The 22,749-nt window shown below is 71.8% G+C and carries 20 protein-coding genes; 9 read left to right on the top strand and 11 right to left on the bottom strand.

The genetic code is table 11. From position 1 onward, the window contains the following. Positions 1–83: 83 nt before the first annotated feature. On the bottom strand, positions 84–434 hold the full coding sequence (locus tag ACODR5_RS09060; RefSeq protein WP_488983401.1) for a PLD nuclease N-terminal domain-containing protein: 351 nt from the start codon (positions 432–434) through the stop codon (positions 84–86). A gap of 66 nt (positions 435–500) precedes the next feature. On the opposite strand from ACODR5_RS09060, the gene purS reads away from it, so the two are divergent. The 3 genes from purS to ACODR5_RS09045 are packed head-to-tail and all read left to right on the top strand — an operon-like array spanning position 501 to position 2,412. Then, positions 501–749, top strand: a complete 249-nt coding sequence (purS, locus tag ACODR5_RS09055) for a phosphoribosylformylglycinamidine synthase subunit PurS (protein ID WP_449855044.1) — start codon at positions 501–503, stop codon at positions 747–749. Next, a complete protein-coding gene (gene purQ / locus ACODR5_RS09050) occupies positions 746–1,453 on the top strand; it encodes a phosphoribosylformylglycinamidine synthase subunit PurQ (RefSeq protein WP_488983400.1) in 708 nt (235 codons plus the stop codon). Before purS ends, purQ begins: the two co-directional genes overlap by 4 nt. Before the next feature lie 29 nt (positions 1,454–1,482). Beyond that, the gene (locus ACODR5_RS09045; RefSeq protein ID WP_449855046.1) at positions 1,483–2,412 is read left to right on the top strand and encodes a 2-hydroxyacid dehydrogenase; all 930 of its coding nucleotides are present in this window, start codon (positions 1,483–1,485) and stop codon (positions 2,410–2,412) included. Between the two features lie 53 nt (positions 2,413–2,465). Here ACODR5_RS09045 and ACODR5_RS09040 read toward each other — a convergent pair whose 3' ends face one another. Next, the gene (locus ACODR5_RS09040; protein ID WP_488983399.1) at positions 2,466–3,218 is read right to left on the bottom strand and encodes an SDR family NAD(P)-dependent oxidoreductase; all 753 of its coding nucleotides are present in this window, start codon (positions 3,216–3,218) and stop codon (positions 2,466–2,468) included. Positions 3,219–3,367: 149 nt separating this feature from the next. Here ACODR5_RS09040 and ACODR5_RS09035 point away from each other — a divergent pair, with 149 nt between their 5' ends. After that, positions 3,368–4,825, top strand: a complete 1,458-nt coding sequence (locus ACODR5_RS09035; RefSeq protein WP_488983398.1) for an NCS2 family permease — start codon at positions 3,368–3,370, stop codon at positions 4,823–4,825. Between the two features lie 66 nt (positions 4,826–4,891). On the opposite strand, the gene ACODR5_RS09030 is transcribed toward ACODR5_RS09035, so the two are convergent. Beyond that, on the bottom strand, positions 4,892–5,410 hold the full coding sequence (locus ACODR5_RS09030; RefSeq protein WP_488983397.1) for an adenine phosphoribosyltransferase: 519 nt from the start codon (positions 5,408–5,410) through the stop codon (positions 4,892–4,894). A gap of 168 nt (positions 5,411–5,578) precedes the next feature. On the opposite strand from ACODR5_RS09030, the gene ACODR5_RS09025 reads away from it, so the two are divergent. Both ACODR5_RS09025 and ACODR5_RS09020 read left to right on the top strand, forming a co-directional pair. Then, positions 5,579–6,163 (top strand): hypothetical protein, encoded by a 585-nt coding sequence (locus tag ACODR5_RS09025; RefSeq protein ID WP_488983396.1) that lies wholly within the window; start codon positions 5,579–5,581, stop codon positions 6,161–6,163. Positions 6,164–6,316: 153 nt separating this feature from the next. After that, positions 6,317–6,589, top strand: a complete 273-nt coding sequence (locus tag ACODR5_RS09020) for a GlsB/YeaQ/YmgE family stress response membrane protein (protein ID WP_261166854.1) — start codon at positions 6,317–6,319, stop codon at positions 6,587–6,589. Between the two features lie 102 nt (positions 6,590–6,691). Here the strand turns inward: ACODR5_RS09020 and glgB are convergent, their stop codons facing one another. Together glgB and ACODR5_RS09010 are read right to left on the bottom strand one after the other, a co-directional pair. Continuing rightward, the gene (gene glgB / locus ACODR5_RS09015) at positions 6,692–8,926 is read right to left on the bottom strand and encodes a 1,4-alpha-glucan branching protein GlgB (protein WP_488983395.1); all 2,235 of its coding nucleotides are present in this window, start codon (positions 8,924–8,926) and stop codon (positions 6,692–6,694) included. Further along, complete coding sequence (locus ACODR5_RS09010; protein ID WP_488983394.1) at positions 8,923–10,887, bottom strand: alpha-1,4-glucan--maltose-1-phosphate maltosyltransferase; 1,965 nt, start codon at positions 10,885–10,887, stop codon at positions 8,923–8,925. The genes glgB and ACODR5_RS09010 overlap by 4 nt, the downstream gene beginning before the upstream one ends. 195 nt (positions 10,888–11,082) lie before the next feature. Between ACODR5_RS09010 and glgP the strand changes: the two genes are divergently transcribed. Next, positions 11,083–13,656, top strand: coding sequence for an alpha-glucan family phosphorylase (gene glgP / locus ACODR5_RS09005; protein WP_460815673.1), 2,574 nt, complete (start codon positions 11,083–11,085; stop codon positions 13,654–13,656). A 34-nt stretch (positions 13,657–13,690) separates the two neighbouring features. Here the strand turns inward: glgP and glgX are convergent, their stop codons facing one another. The 5 genes from glgX to dnaK all read right to left on the bottom strand — a co-directional run bounded on the left by glgX (position 13,691) and on the right by dnaK (position 19,909). Continuing rightward, on the bottom strand, positions 13,691–15,853 hold the full coding sequence (gene glgX, locus ACODR5_RS09000; RefSeq protein ID WP_488983393.1) for a glycogen debranching protein GlgX: 2,163 nt from the start codon (positions 15,851–15,853) through the stop codon (positions 13,691–13,693). A 68-nt stretch (positions 15,854–15,921) separates the two neighbouring features. After that, positions 15,922–16,356, bottom strand: coding sequence for a heat shock protein transcriptional repressor HspR (locus ACODR5_RS08995; RefSeq protein WP_488983392.1), 435 nt, complete (start codon positions 16,354–16,356; stop codon positions 15,922–15,924). 47 nt (positions 16,357–16,403) lie between these two features. Continuing rightward, a complete protein-coding gene (locus ACODR5_RS08990; protein ID WP_449855055.1) occupies positions 16,404–17,384 on the bottom strand; it encodes a DnaJ C-terminal domain-containing protein in 981 nt (326 codons plus the stop codon). Positions 17,385–17,393: 9 nt separating this feature from the next. Beyond that, the gene (locus ACODR5_RS08985; RefSeq protein ID WP_488983391.1) at positions 17,394–18,038 is read right to left on the bottom strand and encodes a nucleotide exchange factor GrpE; all 645 of its coding nucleotides are present in this window, start codon (positions 18,036–18,038) and stop codon (positions 17,394–17,396) included. 2 nt (positions 18,039–18,040) lie between these two features. After that, a complete protein-coding gene (dnaK, locus tag ACODR5_RS08980; RefSeq protein ID WP_488983390.1) occupies positions 18,041–19,909 on the bottom strand; it encodes a molecular chaperone DnaK in 1,869 nt (622 codons plus the stop codon). Positions 19,910–20,053: 144 nt separating this feature from the next. Between dnaK and ACODR5_RS08975 the strand changes: the two genes are divergently transcribed. Together ACODR5_RS08975 and ACODR5_RS08970 are read left to right on the top strand one after the other, a co-directional pair. Then, positions 20,054–20,581, top strand: coding sequence for a hypothetical protein (locus tag ACODR5_RS08975; RefSeq protein ID WP_488983389.1), 528 nt, complete (start codon positions 20,054–20,056; stop codon positions 20,579–20,581). An 81-nt stretch (positions 20,582–20,662) separates the two neighbouring features. Then, positions 20,663–22,060, top strand: a complete 1,398-nt coding sequence (locus ACODR5_RS08970) for an MFS transporter (RefSeq protein WP_488983388.1) — start codon at positions 20,663–20,665, stop codon at positions 22,058–22,060. 36 nt (positions 22,061–22,096) lie between these two features. Here ACODR5_RS08970 and ACODR5_RS08965 read toward each other — a convergent pair whose 3' ends face one another. Further along, positions 22,097–22,681, bottom strand: a complete 585-nt coding sequence (locus tag ACODR5_RS08965) for a MarR family winged helix-turn-helix transcriptional regulator (protein WP_488983387.1) — start codon at positions 22,679–22,681, stop codon at positions 22,097–22,099. Positions 22,682–22,749 lie beyond the last annotated feature (68 nt).

Here is a 22,749-nt window from a genome sequence, read left to right as displayed (position 1 = left end):
CAGACGGCGTGGGAGCGCTCCCACGCCGTCTGCCCGAGACACTATGGGAGCGCTCCCACGGTGTCAAGGGCACCGGGCCGGCGTCACGCCGGGTCGAGGCCCTTCTCGCGGCGACGACGCGCGAGCTCGGCGCGCAGCGCCGCCTCGCGCTCCTCGCACTCGAGGTCCGCGAGCTGCTGCTCGGTCGAGCGGGGCTCGCCCGGCAGGACGGGCGTGGCCATGTGCTCGGGGAAGCGCGTGGAGGTGACGCGGGGTGAAGCCGGCTCGCGCCCGAGCGCCCACCACAGCACGCTGCCGATCAGCGGGATGAGGATCACGACGAACACCCACGCCACCTTCGGCAGCAGGCGCACGCCCGTCTCGTCCCGCCGCAGCACGTCGATGAGCGTCACGACGAAAAGCGCCAACACGGCCAGGCCCACGACGGCGTACATGAAGCGCATGGTATCGGCACCCGTAGAATCGTGGGGTACCCCGCCCTCGACCCCTAAGGCTCGAACATGCCCACCATCGTCGTCGACGTCATGCCCAAGGCCGAGCTGCTGGATCCGCAGGGCAAGGCGGTCACCGGATCGCTCGCCCGCCTCGGGCACGGCGCGTTCCAGAACGTCCGCATCGGCAAGCGCATCGAGCTGACCGTGGAGGGCGAGGTCACCGACGAGGTGCTCGCCGAGGCGCGTCAGGTCGCCGACGAGATCCTGTCGAACGCGGTCATCGAGGACGTCGTGAGCGTGAAGGTCGCCGAATGACCGCGCGGATCGGCGTCATCACCTTCCCCGGCTCGCTCGACGACGGCGACGCCCGGCGCGCAGTGCGCGTCGCCGGCGCCGAGCCCGTCGCGCTCTGGCACGGATCGCACGACCTCGACGGCGTCGACGCCGTGATCCTGCCGGGCGGCTTCTCGTACGGCGACTACCTGCGCGCCGGCGCCATCGCGGCCCACGCGCCGATCATGGCCGAGGTCAAGGACGCCGCCGCGAAGGGCATGCCCGTGCTCGGCATCTGCAACGGCTTCCAGATGCTCGTCGAGGCGCACCTGCTGCCCGGCGGCCTCATCCGCAACGCCCACCAGCAGTTCATCCGCCGCGACCAGCGCCTGCGGGTGGAGAACGCCGACACGGCGTGGACGAGCGCGTTCCAGGCCGGCCAGGAGATCGTCATCCCGCTCAAGAACGCCGACGGCGGCTACATCGCCGACGCCGAGACGCTGAAGCGGATCGAGGGCGAGGGCCGCGTGGCCTTCCGCTACCTGGGCGTGAACCCCAACGGATCGCTCAACGACATCGCGGGCGTGACGAACGAGGCCGGGAACGTCGTGGGCCTCATGCCGCACCCCGAGCACGCGGTCGAGCCGGGCTTCGGCCCCGGCACCCCCGCCGCCATGCGCTCGGGCGTCGACGGCCTGGGGTTCTTCGCCAGCGCCGTCGCCGCGACGGTCGCCGCCGCGGCCTGACGCCGGTCGGCCGCGGTAGCGTGGATCGGGTGACCGCTCTCACCGTCTCCGTGCCGACCGAACGCCTCGCCGACGACGTGCGGGCGCTGCTGGATCCGTCCCTCGAGATCGAGGTCGTCGTCTGGAAGGACGACGCGTCGGTCCCCGACGGGCCCGTCGACATCGTCGTGCCGCCGTACATGCGCCAGGGCGCCACCCTGCGCGCGCTGAGCGAGCTGCGGCCGCGCCTCGTGCAGGGGCAGGCGATCGGGTACGACGGCGTGGCCGACGTGCTGCCCGAGGGGCTCGTCTACGCCAACGCCTCTGGCGTGCACGAGACCGCGACCGCGGAGCTCACCCTCGGCCTCATCCTCATGGCCCAGCGCGGCCTGGCCGACTACGTGCGCGCGCAGGACCGCGGCGAGTGGGCGCCCTCGACGACCATCGGCCTCGCCGACCGCCGCGTGCTGCTGCTCGGCTACGGCGGCGTCGGCAAGGCCATCGCGGCGCGCATCGCGGCCTTCGAGGCCGAGGTGGTGCCCGTCGCGTCGCGCGCCCGCGACGAGGACGGCGTGCACGTGCACGGCATCGACGAGCTGCCCGAGCTCGCCGGCACGGCCGACATCCTCGTGAACGCCCTGCCCGGCGGCCCGCAGACGCACCGCCTCATCGGCGACGAGGTACTCTCCGCCCTCCCCCACGGCGCGCTCGTCGTGAACATCGGCCGCGGCCCGACCGTCGACACCGACGCGCTCGTGGCGCACCTGCGCCGCGGCCGGCTGCGCATGGCCAGCGACGTGTTCGACCCCGAGCCGCTGCCCGCCGACCACCCGCTGTGGTCGCTGCCCGGCGCGATCATCGCGCCCCACGTGGGCGGCCGCTCCGCCGCCATGGATCCGCGGATCGCGCGGCTCGTCGCGACGCAGGCCGAGCGCCTGGCGCGCGGCGAGGAGCCGATCAACGTCGTCATCCGCTCCTGAGAACGCCGAGGCCCCCGCCCCTGAACGGGAGCGAGGGCCTCGAGAGCGCGGGATCAGACGGCCGTGTAGCCGCCGTCGATCAGGTAGTACGCGCCCGTGACGAACGAGGCGTCGTCCGAGAGCAGGAAGCGCACGACCTTGGCGATCTCGTCGGCGCGGCCGAGGCGCCCGAGCGGGTGCTTCGCCACGAGGCCCTCCTTGACCTCGGCCGGGGCGCCGGCCAGCAGCGGCGTGTCGATGTAGCCGGGGCCCACCGCGTTGATGCGCAGGCCCGCGGGGCCGTACTCCGCGGCGGCGTTCTTGGTGAGGCCCACGACGGCGTGCTTCGTGGCGGTGTAGGCCGAGTTGCCGAGCGCCGCGACGGTGCCGTGGATCGACGCCATGTTCACGATGGCGCCCTCGCCCGCGCCCGCCTCGAGGATCGCCGGGATCTGGTAGCGCAGTCCGTAGGCGACGCCGCTCAGGTTGATGCCCACCACGGTGTCCCAGCCGTCGAGGTCGAGCTCGCCGGTCGGGGCCGAGGGCCCGCCGATGCCGGCGTTGTTGAACGCGTAGTTGAGCTTGCCGTAGGTCTCCACGGCGAACTCGACGGCCTTGCGGCTGTCGTCGGCCTTCGCCGTGTCGCCCTGGATCGCCGCGGCCTCGCCGCCGGCCTGGGCGATCTCGTCGACCACGCGCTGGGCGGCCTCGAGCTTGATGTCGGTGACGACGACCTTCACGCCGAGGCCCGCGAGCTCCTTCGCGGTCGCCTCTCCGATACCCGAACCGCCGCCCGTGACGATCGCGACCTTGCCTTCGAATCCCATTCGATACTCCTCTGCGTCGGTCCATCGGGCCGCCGGCGCTTCGGATCGCGCTGCTGTATTCACCCGAATGGATCGGATGCCTCCAGCCTACGCCCGTCCGCGCCTCTGCGGGCCGGGGTGGACACCGCGGGCGTGAAAGGATATCGCTCATGGCGAACGACACTTCGACGGCGACGCGCGCGGGGGCCCCGCGGAGCGCGCTCGACCGCTTCTTCAAGATCACCGAGCGCGGCTCCACCATCGGCACCGAGGTGCGCGGCGGCCTCGTGACCTTCTTCGCGATGTGCTACATCGTGTTCCTGAACCCGCTCATCCTCGGCACCGTCCCCGACGGCACCGGCCAGATGCTCGGCGGCGGCGACGCCCCGAACATCGGCATGATCGCGTCCACGACCGCGCTCGTGGCGGGCGTCATGACGATCCTCATGGGCGTCGTCGCCAACTACCCCATGGCGCTCGCCGCCGGCCTCGGCCTGAACGCCGTCGTCGCGTTCTCGATCGCCGGCCTGCCGAACGTGACCTGGGCCGACGCGATGGGCCTCGTGGTGATCGAGGGCGTGATCATCCTCGTCCTCGTGCTCACGGGCTTCCGAGAGGCCGTCTTCAACGCCGTGCCGCGCGAGCTGAAGGTCGCCATCGGCGTGGGCATCGGCCTGTTCATCACGCTCATCGGCCTCACGAACGCCGGCTTCGTCGAGACCGGTGCGACGATCGTGCAGCTCGGCAACCTCGGCACCTGGCCGATCCTCGTCTTCGTCGTCGGCCTCGTCCTGGCGATCGTGCTGTGGGTCCGCAAGGTGCGCGGCGCGCTGCTCATCTCGATCCTCGTCGCGACCGTGCTCGCGGTGATCCTCGAGAACACTCTGAACATCGGCGCGGCCGACCCCGCCGAGAACCCGGGCGGCTGGAACCACGCGCCCACCTTCACCGGCGTCGCGAGCGTGCCCGACTTCTCGCTGCTCGGGCAGTTCGACATCCTCGGGTCGTGGGAGCGGATCGGCATCGTCACCGCCGTCCTGCTCATCTTCACGCTGCTGCTGGCCGACTTCTTCGACACCATGGGCACCATGGTCGCCGTCGGCGCCGAGGCGAAGCTGCTCGACGCCAAGGGCAACCCGCCCCACACCCGCCGCATCCTCATCGTCGACTCGATCGCCGCGATGGCCGGAGGCATGGGATCCGTCTCGTCGAACACCTCGTACGTCGAGTCGACCTCCGGTGTCGCGGAGGGCGCGCGCACGGGTCTGGCGTCGGTCGTCACGGGCATCGCGTTCCTGCTGGCGACGTTCCTGTCGCCGCTCGTGGAGCTCGTGCCCTACGAGGCCGCCGCGCCCGCGCTCGTGATCGTCGGCTTCCTGATGATGACGCAGATCTCCGGCATCGACTGGACGAGGATGGAGATCGCGATCCCCGCGTTCCTCACCATCGCCATCATGCCGTTCACCTACTCGATCGCCGACGGCATCGGAGCGGGCTTCATCGCCTACGTCATCGTGAAGCTCGCGCAGGGCAAGGTGCGCGATATCCACTGGCTCATGTGGGTGTCGTCGCTGCTGTTCGTCGTGTACTTCACGATCGATCCGATCCGCGCCGCGCTCGGCGTCTGACCGCCGCCACGCAGAACGGGCCGGCTCCCGCGAGGGAGGCCGGCCCGTTCCGCGTGCGATGCCGCGTCAGGCGGTGAAGACGGTGTGCACCTCGCCGGCGTGCGCGCGCCCGTTCAGGCCCTCGAGCTCCAGGATCACGGCCGACCCGGCGACGACGGCGCCGAGATCGCGCACGAGCTCCTGCGCCGCGGTGAGCGTGCCGCCCGTGGCGAGCACGTCGTCGAGCAGCAGCACGCGGGCGCCGGGGGCGAGCACGTCGGGGCCCTCGATCGTGGCGGTGCCGTACTCGAGCGCGTACGAGACGGCGGCCGCCGGACGGGGCAGCTTGCCCGCCTTGCGGATCGGCAGCATCCCGACGCCCGTGAGGGCCGACACGTACCCGGCGAGCAGGAACCCGCGGGCCTCGATGCCGCCGACGATGTCGAACGTGCCGGCGAACGGCCGGATCAGCTCGTCCGCCACGGCGCGCATCGCCGCGCCGTCGGCGAGCAGCGGGGAGATGTCGCGGAACATCACGCCGGGCTCGGGGTAGTCGGGGGTCACGGCGATCAGGGACTCGGCGCGCGCCAGTTCGGGGTTGGTCACCGCTCAAGCGTATCGGCGCCCCCTGCGCGCTCACCGCGATCGAGAATCCAACCCCGCGCCGAGAATGCATGCGCACCAGGATTGTCGGCGCGGGCGTGGATTCTCGCGGATCCGCCACGGGGGCCCGCCCCACGGCGCCCGCGGAGGCGGCGACCGTAGGCTGAGGGCATGCGTCTCACCGCGACAGCCGACGACCGCCTCTGGGTCCCCGTCACGGGCAGCATGGGCCTGCGCGGGCGCCGCCATCGCAAGGCCGCGATCCGTATGCTCGTCGACACCTCGCGCCGCCAGCTCGGCCTCGAGACCCCCTCCGGCCGGGTCGGCCCCTGGCTGATGAGCCAGTTCGTGCCCGTGATCATGCGCCGCATGGAGGGCCGGATGCTCGCATGGGTGTGGCGCGAGGACCCCGAGCTGCTCGTCGCGACGGCGCAGCTGCAGGAGCTGACGCCCCAGGTGCGCGCGGCCAGGGCCATGATGCCCATGGAGTACGACGACGGCGAGCCGTTCCACAGCCCGCACCTGGGCGCGGGCGAGCGACTCGTGCTCGACCTGCCGCAGAGCGAGAACGCGCCGCCGACCGTCACCTACACGTGGGACACCGGCACGCACCTCGTCACGCTCACGGCGATGAGCCCCGACCGCTCGCGCTTCGGCATCGTGCTCGGCGCCGTCGACGATCTCGCCCGCTCGCTGCGGCTGGTCGACGACGTGCAGCTGGGCGAGTCGAACGTGCTGCGCCTCGACCCGGCCTGAGTCGCCCGCGCCGAGCCCGCCCTGGCCCGCGCGCCCTGCGCGCCCGCGAAATGGCGAAGCCTCACAGCGTTTGTCAAGCCTCTCGTGGCGTTCCGCGCGCACCCCTAGCGTGAAGGCATCGGGCAACCCTGCCCGCACGAAAGGAGCTGACACATGAGCTTCATCGCTTTCATCATCCTCGGTCTCATCGCCGGTGCCATCGCGAAGGCGATCCTGCCCGGCGAGCAGGGCGGCGGATGGATCATGACGCTGATCCTCGGTGTCGTCGGCGCGCTCGTCGGCGGCTGGATCGGCACCGCCATCTTCGGCGTCGGACTCGAGGAGTTCTGGAGCCTGGAGAGCTGGCTGCTCGCGATCGGCGGTTCCATCGTGGTCCTGCTGATCTGGGGCCTCATCACCGGGAACCGGAGCAGGTCGCGCTCCTGACCCCCACGCGCGAGAGCGGGCCGTCGCACATCCTCGGATGGCGGCGGCCCTTTCTCGTGCGCCGGTTCGATGCGGGCGCACACCCGACGCGGATCAGCCCGCTCAGCCGGCGAACCGGAACCACACGGTCCCGAGCGGCGGCAGCGCCAGCTCGGTCTCGCCCCCCTCCGGCGCCTCGATGCGCCCGAGGTTGCCGACGCCCGATCCGCCGTAGACCCCGGCGTCGGTGTTGAGCACCTCGTCCCACGCGCCCGCCTCGGGCAGGCGCAGGCGGTAGCGCTCGTGCGGCGCGGCCGAGAAGTTGCTCGCGCACACGAGGAGCGATCCGTCGCCGTCCCGGCGGGCGAAGGCGAGCACGTTGGCCGCCGCGTCGTCGGCGACGAGCCACTCGAAGCCCGCGGGATCCGCGTCGCGCGCCCACAGCGCCGGCGTCTCGCGGTAGCGGGCGTTGAGGTCGCGCACCGTCTGCCGCACGCCGGCGTGGTCGGGCAGGTCGAGCAGCCACCAGTCGAGTTCGCGCGACTCGGCCCACTCCGACTCCTGCCCGAACTCGCCGCCCATGAACAGCAGCTGCTTGCCGGGGTGGGCCCACATGAAGGCCAGGTACGCGCGCAGCGTGGCCAGTTCGCGCCACCGGTCCCCCGGCGCCTTGCGCAGCAGCGATCCCTTGCCGTGCACGACCTCGTCGTGCGAGAGCGGCAGCACGTAGTTCTCGCTCCACGCGTAGGCGAGCGAGAACGTGATGTCGTGATGGTGGTGCACGCGGTGCACGGGATCGCGCCCGATGTAGGCGAGCGTGTCGTGCATCCATCCCATGTTCCACTTGAAGCCGAAGCCCAGCCCGCCCGTCGAGGTCGGCTTCGTCACCCCCGGCCACGCGGTGGACTCCTCGGCGATGGTCACGACGCCGGGCACGCGGCGGTAGACCGTGGCGTTCATCTCCTGCAGGAACTGCACGGCCTCGAGGTTCTCGCGACCGCCGTGCACGTTGGGCGTCCACTGCCCCGGCTCGCGCGCGTAGTCGAGGTAGAGCATCGACGCGACGCCGTCCACGCGCAGGCCGTCGGCGTGGAACTCCTCCAGCCAGTACACGGCGTTGGCGTAGAGGAAGTTGCGCACGGGCGGGTTGCCGAAGTCGAAGATGTGCGAGCCCCACTGCTGGTGCCAGCCGCGCTGCGGATTCGGATCCTCGTACAGCGGCGCGCCGTCGAAGCGCGCGAGGGCCCACTCGTCGGTCGCGAAGTGGCCGGGAACCCAGTCCAGGATGACCCCCACGCCGGCCTGGTGCAGGCGGTCGATCAGCAGGCGCAGCCCGTCCGGATCGCCCAGGCGGCTGTCGGGCGCGTAGTAGCCGGTCACGTGATAGCCCCACGATCCGCCGAACGGATGCTGCATCACGGGCATGAGCTCCACGTGGGTGAAGGCGAGATCGGTGACGTAGGCGACGAGCTCGTCGGCGAGCTGCGCGTAGGTGCGCTCGCGCCGCCACGACGCGAGGTGCACCTCGTAGATCGACATCGGGCGGTCGGTGTGGCCGCGGCCCGCCTCGGCCGCGCGGCGCGCGATCCAGTCGGCATCGCCCCATTCGTACGACGAGTCGAAGACGACCGACGCCGTCAGCGGCGGCACCTCGGCGAACGACGCCATGGGATCGGCCTTCTCGTGCCAGCGGCCGTCGGCGCCGAGGATCTCGTACTTGTAGCGGGTGCCGGCGCCCACACCCGGCACGAACAGCTCCCAGATGCCGCTGGAGCCGAGCCGGCGCATCGGGTGCGCGCGGCCGTCCCAGTCGTTGAAGTCGGCCTTCACCCGCACGGCGCCGGCCCGCGGCGCCCACACGGCAAAAGCGGTGCCGGTCACATCGGGCGCCGCGCCCAGGCCGTCGAACGTGCGCACGTGCGCGCCGAGCACATCCCACAGCCGCTCGTGGCGCCCCTCGCCGATGAGGTGGATGTCGACCTCGCCGAGCGTGGGCAGGAAGCGGTACGGATCGTCCCGCTCGTGCACGGCGGCATCCGGCCCCTCGCCGTAGGTGGCGACGACCGTGTACGGCGGCACGTCGCCCTCGGCCACCCCCGGCTCGCCCGGGATGACGCCCACCCACACCCCGCCCCACTCGTGCTGCAGCTCGATCTCGTGGCGGCCGTCGGGGAACCGGCGTGTGGGCAGGGCGCGGTAGCGCACGGTGACGGCGGAGGCGAGCGGCCGCAGCACGCGCACCGTCACGCCGCCCTCATGGGGGTGCGGCCCGAGCACGGCGTGCGGGTCGGGGTGCTCGCCGGCGGCGACGGCCGCGAGCACGTCCGTGTCGACCGGCAGGATCTCGGGCTCGGTCACGGCGCGGGCCTCACCGTGAGGATGTGCGCGACGTCGCCCGCGGGGTCGAGGCGCACGTAGGCGTCCGCTCCCCATACCCACTCCGATCCGGTCAGCTCGTCGTGCACGACGAAGCGCTCGGGCAGGCCGGCCGCGGCCAGGTCGAGGTGCACGGTCGTCTCGCGCGCGCCGTGCGGGTCGAGGTTGAGCACGACGATCACCGTGTCGTCCCCGTGCGTCTTCGAGAAGCACAGGACGTGGTCGTCGTCCGTGGCATGCACGACGAGGTTGCGCAGCAGCTGCAGCGCGGGGTGCGCGCGGCGCAGCTCGTTCAGCCGCGCGATGTACGGCGCGAGCGTGCGGCCCGAGGCCTCGGCGCCCGCCCAGTCGCGGATGCGGATCTGGTACTTCTCGCTGTCGAGGTACTCCTCGCTGCCGGGCCGCACGGCCACGTGCTCGAACAGCTCGTACCCGGCGTACATGCCCCACGACGGCGTCGCCATGGCGGCGAGCGTCGCGCGGATGGCGAACATCGCCGGCCCGCCGTACTGCAGCGTCTCGTGCAGGATGTCGGGGGTGTTCACCCAGAAGCTCGGGCGCATGAGGTGGTCGGTCTCGCGCGAGACCTCGCGCAGGTAGTCCTCGATCTCGTCCTTCGCGACGCGCCACGTGAAGTACGTGTACGACTGGTGGAAGCCGACGGCGCCGAGCGTGCGCATCATGGCGGGGCGCGTGAACGCCTCGCTGAGGAAGATCACGTCCGGATCCGTCTCGCGGATGCGTCCCAGCAGCCGCTCCCAGAACACGACGGGCTTGGTGTGGGGGTTGTCGACGCGGAAGATCCGCACCCCGTGATCCATCCAGACCCGCAGCACTCGCTCCACCTCGGCGAGCACGCCCTCGAAATCGTCGTCGAAGTACAGCGGGTAGATGTCCTGGTACTTCTTCGGCGGGTTCTCGGCGTACGCGATCGAGCCGTCGGCGCGGTGCCGGAAGAACTGCGGATGCGTCGTCACCCACGGGTGGTCGGGCGCGGCCTGCAGCGCGAGGTCGAGGGCGACCTCGATCCCCAGCCGCTTCGCGCGCCTCACGAAGTGGTCGAAGTCGGCGAAGGTGCCGAGGTCCGGGTGGATCGCGTCGTGCCCGCCGTGGCGCGACCCGATCGCCCACGGCGAGCCCGGGTCGTCCGGGCCGGGCGTGAGGGTGTTGTTCGGCCCCTTGCGGTTGACCTCGCCGATCAGGTGGATCGGCGGGAGGTAGAGCACGTCGAACCCCATGGCCGCGACCCGGTCGAGGCTCTTGGCGGCCGTGCGGAACGTGCCGCTGACGACCTTCTTCGTCTTCCGGTCGACACGGGCGCCCTCGGAGCGCGGGAAGAACTCGTACCACGCGCCCGTGAGCGCCCGGCGCCGATCGGCGTAGAGCGGGTACGGGCCCTCGACCGTGACGAGGTCGCGCAGCGGGTGGTCCTCGAACAGCGCCCGCGTCTCGGGCCCGGTCAGCACCGCGAGCCGCGCCTCGGCCGGCCGGTCGGCGTCGGTCGCGGCGGCGAGCGCGGCCTTCAGCGCGGCGCGATCGGCCGGCGAGAGCCGCCCCTCGGCGCGGATGCGCTCGAGCAGCAGCCGCGCCTCGAGGAACATGAGGTCGACGTCGACGCCGGCGGGGATCTTCAGCGCCGCGTCGTGCGTCCAGGTGGCCAGCGGATCGGAGAACGCCCGCACCTCGAAGGACCACTCGCCCTGCTCGTCCGGGGTCAGCCAGGCCTCGTAGCGGTCGGTGCCCGTCGCGATCTCGCGCATGCGCACGGGCGCCCGCCGCGCGCCGTCCGGCCCGATGAGCAGCGCCTCGGCGCCGAGCTGGTCGTGCCCCTCGCGGAACACGGTGGCGCGCACGGGGAGCGGCTCCCCCACCGCCGCCTTCGCGGGCCGCGCGCCCCCGTGGACGACCGGATGGACCTCGATCACGGGGATGCGTCCGACCATGGCACCAACTTCCCACATCGGTTCCGCGGCGGCCACCCTCCCCTCCCGCGCGTCCCCTTCCGCGCGTCCCCGACCGCCGAGAATCCATCCGCGCGCCGACAATCCAGTCATCCGTGGATTCTCAGCGCACCGTTGGATTCTCGCCGTTCACCACGGGGCAACCCACCGGCATCGCCGCGGGGCTACGGTGGGCGCATGCGCGCGATCCGCCGATTCACCGTCCGGCCCGTCCTGCCCGAGCCGCTTGCCGCGCTGGGCGAGCTGGCGGGCAACCTGCGCTGGTGCTGGCACGTCGAGACGCAGGACGTGTTCGCGCACGTCGACGCCGAGCTGTGGGGCCGCACGCAGGATCCGGTGGAGGTGCTCGGGGGCGTCGATCCCGCCCGGCTGGAGCAGCTGGCGCATGACGACGGGTTCCTGGAGCGGCTCGCCCGCGTGCGGGACGACCTGCGCGCCTACCTGGCGGACGACCACTGGTATCAGCGAGACCTCGGCGACGGCCCGCGCGCGATCGCGTACTTCTCGCCCGAGTTCGGCATCGCCGCGGCGCTCCCGCAGTACTCGGGCGGCCTCGGGATCCTCGCGGGCGACCACCTGAAGGCGGCGAGCGACCTGGGCGTGCCGATCATCGGCGTCGGGCTGCTGTACCGGCACGGCTACTTCACGCAGGCGCTCTCGCGCGAGGGGTGGCAGCAGGAGTCGTATCCGCTGCTCGATCCGGACGAGCTGCCGATCAGCCCCCTGCGGGAGGCGGACGGCTCGATCGCCACGGTCTCGCTCGCCATGCCCGGCGGGCCCGACCTGCGCGCGCGGATCTGGGTCGCCCGGGTCGGACGGGTGCCGCTGCTGATGCTCGACACCGACGTCGACGGCAACCCGCAGAACTACGCCGACATCACGGACCGGCTGTACGGCGGGGGCGGCGAGCACCGGCTGCGGCAGGAGCTGCTGCTCGGCGTCGGCGGCGTGCGGGCACTCCGCGCCTACTGCCGGATCACGGGCGCCGCGGAGCCCGAGGTCTATCACACCAACGAGGGCCACGCCGGGTTCCAGGGCCTCGAGCGGATCCGCGAGCTGACGGTGGGGGACGGCGCCCCGGGCCTCGCGTTCGACGACGCGCTGGAGATGTCGCGCGCGTCGACGGTGTTCACGACCCACACGCCGGTGCCCGCGGGCATCGATCGGTTCCCCCGCTCGCTCATCGAGCAGTACTTCGCCACCGACGGCGGCGTGCTCCCGGGCGTGCCGACGGATCGGGTGCTCGCACTCGGCGCCGAGGACTACGAGGGCGGCGACCCCGGCGTCTTCAACATGGCCGTCATGGGCTTCCGGCTCGGCCAGCGCGCCAACGGGGTCTCGACCCTGCACGGCCACGTCAGCCGCGAGATGTTCAACGGCCTGTGGCCGGACTTCGACGAGGCCGAGGTGCCGATCGGGTCGATCACGAACGGCGTCCACGCGCGCACGTGGGTGGCGCGCGAGTTCCTCGACATGTTCGACGAGTCCGGCGCCGACCTCGATGGCGAGGAGGGCGCGCTCACGCGGGCGTTCAACGAGATCGGCTTCGAGCGCATCTGGGCGGCCAAGCACCGCATGCGCGAGCGCCTCGTGATCGACGCGCGGCAGCGGCTGCGCGCGTCGTGGCTGCACCGCGGCGCTGTCGACGCCGAGCTCACCTGGATCGACGACGCCCTCTCGCCCGACGTGCTCACGATCGGCTTCGCCCGGCGAGTCCCCTCGTACAAGCGCCTGACGCTCATGCTGCGCGACCCCGAGCGGCTGAAGGCCCTGCTGCTCGACCCGGAGCGGCCGATCCAGCTCGTCATCGCGGGCAAGTCCCACCCGGCCGACGACGGCGGCAAGGCCCTCATCCAGCAGCTGGTGCGCTTCGCCGACGACCCCGAGGTGCGCCACCGCATCGTCTTCCTGCCGGACTACGAGATCCAGATGGCACAGGCGCTGTACCCCGGCTGCGACGTATGGCTGAACAATCCGCTGCGCCCCTACGAGGCCTGCGGCACGAGCGGCATGAAGGCGGCCCTGAACGGCGGCCTGAACCTGTCGATCCTCGACGGCTGGTGGGACGAGTGGTTCGACGGCGAGAACGGCTGGGCGATCCCCTCGGCCGACGGCGTGGACGACCCCAATCACCGCGACGACCTCGAGGCGGCCGCGCTGTACGAGCTGCTCGAGCGCGAGATCACCCCGAGGTTCTACGACCGCGACGGCGCCGGCATCCCCGTGCGGTGGATGGAGATGATGCGGCACACCCTCGAGTCGCTCGGCCCCAAGGTGCTCGCCTCGCGGATGGTGCGTGACTACGTCAACGCGCTCTACACCCCGGCCGCGCGCAATGCGCGGGCGCTCGGCGCAGACTACGCGGGCGCGATCGAGCTCGCGGCGTGGAAGGGCCGCGTCCGTGCGGCCTGGCCGGGCGTGCGCGTGGAGCACGTGGAGTCCAGCGGCGTCGACGAGGTGGCCGAGGTGGGCGCCACCCTGCGCGTGCGCGCCGACGTCGCGCTGGGCGATCTCACCCCCGACGACGTGCAGGTCCAGCTCATCCACGGCCGGGCCGAGGGCGACGATCAGCTGACGTCGCTGCGGGTGGTTCCGCTCACGCTCGGCGAGCGCTTCGAGGGCTCCCGCGCGGCATTCACGGGCGAGGTCGTGCTGGACCGTGCGGGCCCGTTCGGCTACACCGTGCGGATCGTGCCGGTCCACCCGCTCCTCGCCACGACGACCGAGCTGGGGCTCGCGGCGCTCGCGTAGGGGGCGTGCTCGGTCCGCGACGCGGGCCGGGGGCTCAGTCCGAGCCGTCCTCGAGCGACTGCATCACGACGATCGAACGCGGGCCGACGGGGATCGCCTCGCCGGCGTGGCACACCGTGCCCTCGGCGACCTCCGGATCGGTGGAGAGCACCACCCGGAAGGCCGGCTCCCACTGCTGCGGCATGATGCGCGCATCGATCGCCTCGGCGCCGGAGTTGAACCAGATCAGGAACGACGCGTCGGTGAGCTGCTCGCCGTGCGGCCCGGGCTCGCGCAGCGGCCGGCCCGAGACGTACATGCCGATCGCCCGCTGCGCTCCGTTCCCCCAGTCCTCGTCGGTCATCACGCGCCCGTCGGGGTGCGACCAGGCGAGATCCAGCGGTCCGCCGACGATCGTGGGCTGGCCCTCGAACCAGTGCCGCTGCCGCAGCGCGGGGTGCTCGCGGCGCAGGCGCAGCGCGGCCTTGGTGAACTCGTAGACGTCGAGCCACGCGTTGTCGGCGCTCCAGTCCACCCACGAGATCTCGTTGTCCTGGCAGTAGGCGTTGTTGTTCCCGCCCTGCGTGCGCCCTCGCTCGTCGCCCGCCGTGATCATCGGCACGCCGTTCGACAGGCAGAGCGTGAGCATGAGGTTCGCCGCCTGCCGCCGCCGCAGCGCGACGATCTCGGCGTCATCCGTCTCGCCCTCGACGCCGTAGTTGTGCGAGCGGTTGTTGTCGGTGCCGTCCCGGTTGTCCTCGCCGTTGGCCTCGTTGTGCTTGTGCTCGTACGTGACGAGGTCGCGCACCGTGAAGCCGTCGTGGGCCGTGATGAAGTTGACCGAGTTCGACGCCGAGCGGCCGTCGTCCGCGTACAGGTCGCTCGATCCGGCCAGCCGCGTGGCCACGTTGCGGATCGTGCCCTGCCCGCGCCACCAGTCCCGGATCGTGTCGCGGTACTGGTCGTTCCACTCCGCCCACGGCGACGGCATCTGCCCCACCAGGTAGCCGTCCATCGACACGTCCCACGGCTCGGCGATGAGCTTGACGTGCCGCAGAATCGGATCCTGATCGATCGCGATGAGCAGCGCGCACGCGAAGTCGACGTCGTAGCCCGTGCGGGTGAGCGCGCTCATGAGGTCGAAGCGGAAGCCGTCGACGTGCATCTCGGTGACCCAGTAGCGCAGCGAGTCGAGGATGAGTCGCAGCGCGAGCGGGTTCCACGCGTCGACCGTGTTGCCGCAGCCGGTGACGTCCCAGTAGGTGTCGTCGAAGGCGCCCTCCTCCTCGGGGATGACGCGCTTGTAGAAGCCTCGGTCGTCCAGGCCGCGGAACGACAGCGTCGGGCCGTCCGGCCCCGCCTCGGCGGTGTGGTTGTAGACGACGTCGAGGATGACCTCGATGCCGGCCCGGTGCAGCTCCTTGACCATGCCCTTGAACTCGGTCACCTGGCCGCCGCGGTCCCCCGCCGAGCTGTACGACGCGTCGGGCGCGAAGTACGAGATCGTGTTGTAGCCCCAGTAGTTGCTCAGGCCGCGCTCGAGCAGCGCGGGCTCGGAGAAGAACTGCTGCACGGGCAACAGCTCGACGGCGGTCACGCCGAGGTCGCGCAGGTACTCGATGACGGCCGGCTGCGCGAGGCCCGCGTACGTGCCCCGCAGCGGCTCGGGCACGCGGTCGTGCAGCTTCGTGAAGCCCTTCACGTGCAGCTCGTAGACGACCGTCTCGCGCCACCGGGTGCCGAGCAGCTCGTCGCCCTCCCAGTCGAACGACGGATCGACGACGACGCTGCGGGCCGTGTAGGCCGACGAGTCGGTGTCGTCGCGCGCGGCCGGATCGTCCTCGCGGGCGCCGAAGATCGGCTGCTCGGCGAGGATCGTGCCGCTCGTGGCGAGCCCGTACGGGTCGAGCAGCAGCTTGTGCGGGTTGAAGCGGTACCCGTTCTCCGGATCCCACGGCCCGTCCACGCGGTAGCCGTACCGCTGCCCCGGCGCGATGTCGGGCAGCGCCCCGTGCCAGATGCCGAGGGTCTGCTCGGTGAGCTCGTGCCGCGTCTCGCGGTCGGCGTCGTCGAACAGGCACAGGTCGACGCGCGTGGCGTTGGGCGCGTAGACGGCGAAGTTCGTGCTCTCGGGCGTCCACGTGGCCCCGAGCGGCCATTCCCGCCCCGGCCAGACGGCGGCGGTCTCTCCGAGGCGTGTCCACAGCTGGGGGCTCATGCCCCCCATGATGCCCCGGCTCAGCGGATTGCCGCGCAGGTGCCCGGGGCGGGTCGGCACCGGGCGCGCTACTGCGGCGGGGGCGGCGTCCAGAGCATGAGCTCGGCGCGGCGGCGCACGCGCGTGCCGGCCTTCACCGTGATGACCGATCCGCCCGGCGCCGCCGCGAACACGCGCGCGCCGGGGCGCGAGGCCAGCTCGGCCTCCAGCCGGTCCTCGAGGTCGCGCACGCGGCGGCGCAGGTCGCGCACCTCGTCCTCGAGGTCGAGCACGCGGGCGATCGCGGCGAGGCTCATCCCCTCGCCCGCGAGCCGGGCGACCTCGCGCAGCTGCGCGATGTCGCGCGCCGAGTAGCGCCGCGATCCGCCCCGCGTGCGCCCCGGCACCACCAGGCCGATGCGGTCGTACTGCCGCAGCGTCTGCGGGTGCATGCCGGCCAGCTCGGCGGCGACGGCGATGGCGAAGACCGGCGCGTCCTCGTCGATGTCGTACGCGTCGCTCATCCGTCCCCCTCCTCGCTCTTCCTGCCGCCCTCATCCCCGATCCATCGTCAGCCCCGTGCCCGCGCGAGCAGATCGTCGCGCGGGTTCTCGCGCGGGCCGACCTCGTGGAAGCGCTCGAGCGCCTCGCGCTGCGCCTCGGAGAGGTGCCCGGGAACGACCACCTGCACCTCGGCCAGCAGGTCGCCCGTGCCCTTCTTCGACGCGATGCCCCGGCCCTTCACCCGCAGCACGCGGCCCGACGGCGTGCCCGGCGTGACGCGCAGCCGCACGGCGTCGCCCTCGAGGGTGGGCACCTCGATCGTGGCGCCGAGCGCCGCCTCCGTGAAGGTGATGGGAACGGTCACCCGCAGGTTCAGGCCCTCGCGCGTGAAGACCGGATGCGGGCGCACCGCGACCTCCACGACGATGTCGCCGTTCTCGCCGCCGTCCGGCGACGGGCGGCCGCGGCCGCGCAGGCGGATCTTCTGCCCGTCGGCCACGCCGGCGGGGATCTTGATCTTGAACGGCTTGCCGTCCTCGCTCTGCAGCGTCACGGTCTCGCCCTTCGCCGCCGTGACGAAGTCGATCGTCGTGCGGGCGCGCAGATCCTGCCCCTTGGTGGGGCCGCCGAATCCCTGGAAGCCGCCGGTCGGCTGGCCGAAGCGGCCGGAGCCGAAGCCGGTGCCGCGGCCCTGGTTGAACATCGTGAAGATGTCGTCGAAGTCGGCCGCCGATCCGCGATTCGTCGTGAACCGGCTGAAGACGTCCTCGAAGCCGCCCGCACCCGATCCGCCCGCCGTGAAGCGCGCGCCGGATCCCATGGCGCGGATCTCGTCGTACTCGCGGCGCTGCTCCGCGTCGGAGAGCACCGAGTACGCCTCGCTGATCTCCTTGAACTTCGCCTCGGCCGCCGCGTCGCCCGGATTGGAGTCCGGGTGGTACTGGCGCGCGAGCTTGCGGTACGTCTTCTTGAGCTCGGCGTCGGAGACGTCCTTCGAGACCCCCAGGACCTTGTAGAAGTCCTTGTCGAACCAGTCCTGACTGGCCACGCGCGCCTCCTACTCCGCCGGCACGGCGACCACGACCTTCGCCGGCCGCAGCTCCACGTCGCCCAGGCGGTAGCCCACCTCGACCACCTCGAGGATGGTCGACTCGGTCGTGCCCGGCACGGGCTGCTGGAACACGGCCTCGTGCTGCTGCGGGTCGAACGCGTCACCCGCCGCGCCGTAGGTCACCAGCCCCATGCGCTCGGCGACGGAGCGCAGCTTCTCGGCCACGAGCGCAAACGCGCTGCCCTCCTCGAGGTCGCCGTGCTTGGCGGCGCGGTCGAGGTCGTCGAGCACGGGGAGCAGACTCTTGGCGACCCAGCCCTTGGCCCGGTCGATCTCGAGCTGGCGCTGCTCCTCCGTGCGGCGACGGTAGTTGGCGTACTCTGCCTGCAGGCGCTTGAGGTCGTGCTGCAGCTGCGTCTCGTAGTCGCTGCGCTCGGCCTCGGCCGCCTCGTCGGTCTGCTCGGCGCCGAGGATGTCGTCCACCGTCAGCGACTCGTCTCCCTCGGCGGGCTCGCCCGTCGGGGCGCCCTGGTCCGCAGGGGCACCCTCGGCGCTCTGGTCCGCCTGCGCGTCGGGGCCGGAAGCGCTCGCCTCCGGCCCCTCGGCGCCAGGCTGGACCTCGTCGTTCTCGTCGAAGTCCTTGTCCGCCATGGTTACTTCTTCTCGTCCTCGTCGTCGACGACCTCGGCGTCGATGACGTCCTCGTCCGACTCGCCGCCGGCCTGCTCGCCGGCCGGCGCGCCCTCCGAGGACGCCGCGGCGGCATCCGCCTGCGACTGCGCGTAGATCGCCTCGCCCAGCTTGGCCTGGCTCTCGTTGAGCTTGTCGAACGCGGTCTTCACGGCGTCGTCGTCCTCACCGGCGAGAGCCGCCTTGAGGGCGTCGACGTCGGCCTGCACCGACTCCTTGACGTCGGCGGGCAGCTTGTCGGCGTTCTCCTGGATGAGCTTCTCGATCGAGTACGAGAGCGTCTCGGCCTGGTTGCGGACCTCGGCGGCCTCGCGGCGCTTCTTGTCCTCCGCCGCGTGCTCCTCGGCCTCGCGCACCATGCGCTCGATGTCCTCCTTGGGCAGCGACGAGCCGCCCGTGATGGTCATCGACTGCTCCTTGCCGGTGCCCTTGTCCTTCGCGGACACGTGCACGATGCCGTTGGCGTCGATGTCGAACGTGACCTCGATCTGCGGCACGCCGCGCGGGGCCGGTGCGATGCCGGTGAGCTCGAAGGTGCCCAGCGGCTTGTTGTCGCGGGTGAACTCGCGCTCGCCCTGGAAGACCTGGATCGCCACGGACGGCTGGTTGTCGTCGGCCGTGGTGAAGGTCTCGCTGCGCTTGGTCGGGATGGCGGTGTTGCGCTCGATGAGCTTGGTCATGATGCCGCCCTTGGTCTCGATGCCGAGCGACAGCGGGGTCACGTCGATGAGCAGCACGTCCTTGCGCTCACCCTTGAGGACACCGGCCTGCAGGGCCGCGCCGACGGCGACGACCTCGTCCGGGTTCACGCTCTTGTTGGGCTCCTTGCCGGTCTCGCGCTTGACGAGCTCGCTGACCGCGGGCATGCGGGTCGAGCCGCCGACGAGCACGACGTGGGCGATGTCCGACACCTTGATGCCGGCCTCGCGGATGACGTCGTCGAACGGCTTCTTCGTGCGCTCGAGGAGGTCCTTCGTGAGATCCTCGAACTTCGCACGCGTGATCGTCTCCGACAGCGAGACGGGGCCGTTCTCGGTGAGCGAGAGATAGGGCAGGTTGATGCTCGTCGAGGTCGAGCTCGAGAGCTCCTTCTTCGCCTGCTCCGCGGCCTCCTTGAGGCGCTGCAGCGCGATCTTGTCGCCCGAGACGTCGACGCCGGTCGAGTCCTTGAACTGCTTGATCAGGAAGTCGACGATGCGCTGGTCCCAGTCGTCGCCACCGAGGCGGTTGTCACCGGCCGTGGCGCGCACCTGGATGGTCGAGAAGTCGTCGTCCTTGCCCACCTCGAGCAGCGAGACGTCGAAGGTGCCGCCACCGAGGTCGAAGACGAGGATGAGCTCGTCCTCCTTGCCCTTGTCGAGGCCGTAGGCCAGGGCGGCGGCGGTGGGCTCGTTGATGATGCGGAGCACGTTGAGGCCCGCGATCTCGCCGGCCTCCTTCGTGGCCTGGCGCTCGGCGTCGTTGAAGTACGCGGGAACGGTGATGACGGCATCCGTCACCGTGTCGCCCAGGTACTGCTCGGCGTCGCGCTTGAGCTTCATGAGGATGCGCGCGCTGATCTCCTGCGGCGTGTACGCCTTGCCGTCGATCGCCTGCGTCTTCCAGTCGGTGCCCATGTGGCGCTTGACCGACGCGATGGTGCGGTCGACGTTGGTGACGGCCTGGCGCTTGGCGGTCTCACCGACCAGCACCTCGCCGTCCTTCGTGAACGCGACCACCGAGGGGGTGGTGCGGAAGCCCTCGGCGTTGGCGATGACCTTCGGCTCGCCACCCTCGAGGACCGCGACGACCGAGTTGGTCGTTCCGAGGTCGATGCCCACAGCGCGTGCCATGTTGTCTCCTTTGTGTTGCCGCCTTGAGGAAGTCCTCGCACGGATCTGAGTCGTGCTGACTCAAGGATAGATCGGCGCCACGAGGGGCGTCAAATGAAGTTGATATGAATCAGCTCAACTTTTGCGAGCGGGCAGGATGGGACGGTGACGTCGATCCTCCACCCGCCCGTCGGCACCGCGCTGCAGATCGTCGCGGCCCTGCGGGAGCGAGGGCTCCCGGTCGCGGTCGGCGGATCCGCACTGCTGGCCTCGCTGGGCCTCGTGGATCGCGTGCGCGACTGGGACATCACATGCGAGGGCGACGCGGACGAGATCGCGGGCATCCTCGACGCGCTCGGCCTCGCGTGGTCGGCGCCGCCGAGCGCAGGCCGCCCATTCGCCACGCGCGCCCGCTTCGTCGTCGACGCGGGCGACCACGAGCTCGACGTGCTCGTGGGCTTCGCGGCGTGGGACGGCGACACACTCGTCCCCTTCCCCGTGCGCCGGACCGGCGAATGGCTGGGCCTGCCCATCGCCGACCCGCAGGTGTGGGCCCAGGCGTACCGCCTCATCGGCCGCCCCGAGCGCGCGGCGCTGCTGGCCGGGCCATCCTCCGCCGAACCCGCACCCGCTCCACCAACCCGCGCGCGATCCGGCGCGGGCTCGGCGAACGAGGGCGGGTTCGCGGGCTGACCCCCGGGGGTCACGCGGCGCTAGGGTGAGCGCCATGCGCACGGCACCAACCGTTCACCTGACGTCCCTACGGTCGCTCGCATGAGCGACCCGACAACGCGCCCCGACGACCTGCCCGCCACCGCCGACAGCGGCGCGATCGGCGTGATGGGCCTCGACCTGCGCGAGGGCAAGACGGCTCCGAAGAGGCAGATCTACTCGTGGGCGCTGTGGGACTGGGCGACGCAGCCCTTCAACACCGTCGTGCTCACGTTCATCTTCGCGTCGATGTATCTGACCACCGACGTGTTCCTGCCCGCCGACGTCCAGGCGCTGGCCGAGAACGATCCGGTCCGCGAGCGCGCGGTCGACGGCCTCGCATCGGGCTTCGGCCTCGCCGGCACGATCGCCGGCCTGCTCATCCTCGCGATCGCGCCGGTGCTCGGCCAGCGCGCCGATGCGGCCGGGCGGCAGAAGCTGTGGCTCGGCATCGGCACGGGTGCGCTCGTGGCCTGCATGCTCGGCCTCTGGTTCGTCGAGCCGACGCCGGCCCTGTTCTGGCTCGGGGTGGCGCTCATCGCCGCCGGGCAGGTCTTCGGCGAGATCGCGGCCGTGAGCTCCAACGCGATGCTCATCGGCATCGCGAACCAGAAGACGATCGGCCGCGTCTCGGGCCTGGGGTGGGGCTTCGGCTACCTCGGCGGCATCGTCGCGCTCGTGCTCGTCATCGTCTTCTACATGTCCGACTGGTTCGGACTGCCGGAGGACACGGGGCTGCCGTTCCGGATCATCGCCGTCGGCTGCGCCGTGTGGGCCATCGTGTTCTCGATCCCGATCTTCCGCAACGTGCCGGAGCCGTCGCTCGGCCGCCCCGAGCGCAAGGTCGGGTTCTTCGCGTCGTACAAGCTGCTCGTGCACGACATCGCCGGCCTCTTCCGCAACCCCGAGACCCGCCACACGGGATGGTTCCTGCTCTCCAGCGCCGTCTTCCGCGACGGCCTGGGCGGCGTCTTCGCCTTCGGGGCGATCATCGGCCAGGTCGTGTTCGGCTTCGAGTTCCTGCAGATGGTGATCTTCGGCGTCGCCGCCAACCTCATTGCCGGCGTCTCGACGATCCTCGCCGGTCCGCTCGACGACCGCTTCGGCGCCAAGCGCGTCATCATCGCGGCGCTCGGGTCCATGACGGTCGCAGGCCTGGCCGTGTTCTTCCTCGTGGATCTGGGGCCGGTGGTGTTCTGGATCGGCGGCCTCGCGCTCTGCGCGTTCGTGGGCCCGGCGCAGGCCGCGTCGCGCTCGTTCCTCGCGCGCGTGACGCCCGCGGGGCGCGAGGGCGAGATCTTCGGCCTCTACGCGACGACGGGCCGCGCCTCGAGCTGGATGGCCGCGGGCGCGTGGACGGTCGTCGTCGCCGCCTTCGGATCGACCTACGGCATCCTCGCGATCGTCGGCGTCATCCTCGTCGGCCTGCTGCTGCTCCTGCCGGTCAAGCAGCTGCGCTGACCCGGGGCCTTCTTCCCGAACCAGGGCGGGGCCGGATCAGCGGCCGGGGCGGGGCCAGGCGTCGGCGAGGCGGGTGAGCAGCTCGGCGAGCTGGGCGCGCTCCGCCGGGGTGAAGCCCTCGAGGGCCTGCTGCACGGCGTCGGCGCGGGCACCGCGGGCCTCGGCGACGGCGTGCGCGCCGTGCTCGGTGAGGGCGATGAGGGTGCGGCGCGCGTCGCGGGGGTCGGCCTCGCGGCGGGCCAGGCCCAGGTGCACGGCGGTCTGGATGACGCGGCTCGCGCGCGGCTGATCGATGTGCAGCCGGTCGGCAAGGTCGCCGACCGAGAGCGGCGTGCCCGCGTCCGAGAGCGCCTCGAGCATGCGCACGCGCGTGGCCGAGCGGCCGAGGCCCCCGGGACCGGGACCCTCGGGGCGCGTGCCGCGGCGGCGGGCGAGCTCCTCGCGCAGGTCGCCCAGGTCGTCGGGCGTCACGGCGCCCCACGACATCGGGCCGCGCCGGCGCCCGTGCCCGTGCGGCCCGTGCGACGCACCGTCGGGGCCGGGGCGGCCGGCGACGGGACGCAGCCCACGCAGGCGCGCGAGCGCGGCGGCGATCTGGTCAGCGGGATCGGGCGCAGTCACGTCTCCACGATACATGCCACTTGACATGCACTGAAACGCATGTCATAGTGCATGCATATGCCACGTGA

It is taken from the genome of Microbacterium sp. FG3, from assembly GCF_057809335.1.
This window is presented reverse-complemented; position numbering and strand designations above follow the sequence as displayed.

Excerpts from the sequence above, each read along its gene's own strand:
- ACODR5_RS09060 (WP_488983401.1), bottom strand. The coding sequence starts at position 434 with ATGTACGCCGTCGTGGGCCTGGCCGTGTTGGCGCTTTTCGTCGTGACG.
- purS (WP_449855044.1), top strand. The coding sequence starts at position 501 with ATGCCCACCATCGTCGTCGACGTCATGCCCAAGGCCGAGCTGCTGGAT.
- purQ (WP_488983400.1), top strand. The coding sequence starts at position 746 with ATGACCGCGCGGATCGGCGTCATCACCTTCCCCGGCTCGCTCGACGAC.
- ACODR5_RS09040 (WP_488983399.1), bottom strand. The coding sequence starts at position 3,218 with ATGGGATTCGAAGGCAAGGTCGCGATCGTCACGGGCGGCGGTTCGGGT.
- ACODR5_RS09035 (WP_488983398.1), top strand. The coding sequence starts at position 3,368 with ATGGCGAACGACACTTCGACGGCGACGCGCGCGGGGGCCCCGCGGAGC.
- ACODR5_RS09025 (WP_488983396.1), top strand. The coding sequence starts at position 5,579 with ATGCGTCTCACCGCGACAGCCGACGACCGCCTCTGGGTCCCCGTCACG.
- ACODR5_RS09020 (WP_261166854.1), top strand. The coding sequence starts at position 6,317 with ATGAGCTTCATCGCTTTCATCATCCTCGGTCTCATCGCCGGTGCCATC.
- ACODR5_RS09010 (WP_488983394.1), bottom strand. The coding sequence starts at position 10,887 with ATGGTCGGACGCATCCCCGTGATCGAGGTCCATCCGGTCGTCCACGGG.
- glgP (WP_460815673.1), top strand. The coding sequence starts at position 11,083 with ATGCGCGCGATCCGCCGATTCACCGTCCGGCCCGTCCTGCCCGAGCCG.
- glgX (WP_488983393.1), bottom strand. The coding sequence starts at position 15,853 with ATGAGCCCCCAGCTGTGGACACGCCTCGGAGAGACCGCCGCCGTCTGG.
- ACODR5_RS08995 (WP_488983392.1), bottom strand. The coding sequence starts at position 16,356 with ATGAGCGACGCGTACGACATCGACGAGGACGCGCCGGTCTTCGCCATC.
- ACODR5_RS08985 (WP_488983391.1), bottom strand. The coding sequence starts at position 18,038 with ATGGCGGACAAGGACTTCGACGAGAACGACGAGGTCCAGCCTGGCGCC.
- dnaK (WP_488983390.1), bottom strand. The coding sequence starts at position 19,909 with ATGGCACGCGCTGTGGGCATCGACCTCGGAACGACCAACTCGGTCGTC.
- ACODR5_RS08970 (WP_488983388.1), top strand. The coding sequence starts at position 20,663 with ATGAGCGACCCGACAACGCGCCCCGACGACCTGCCCGCCACCGCCGAC.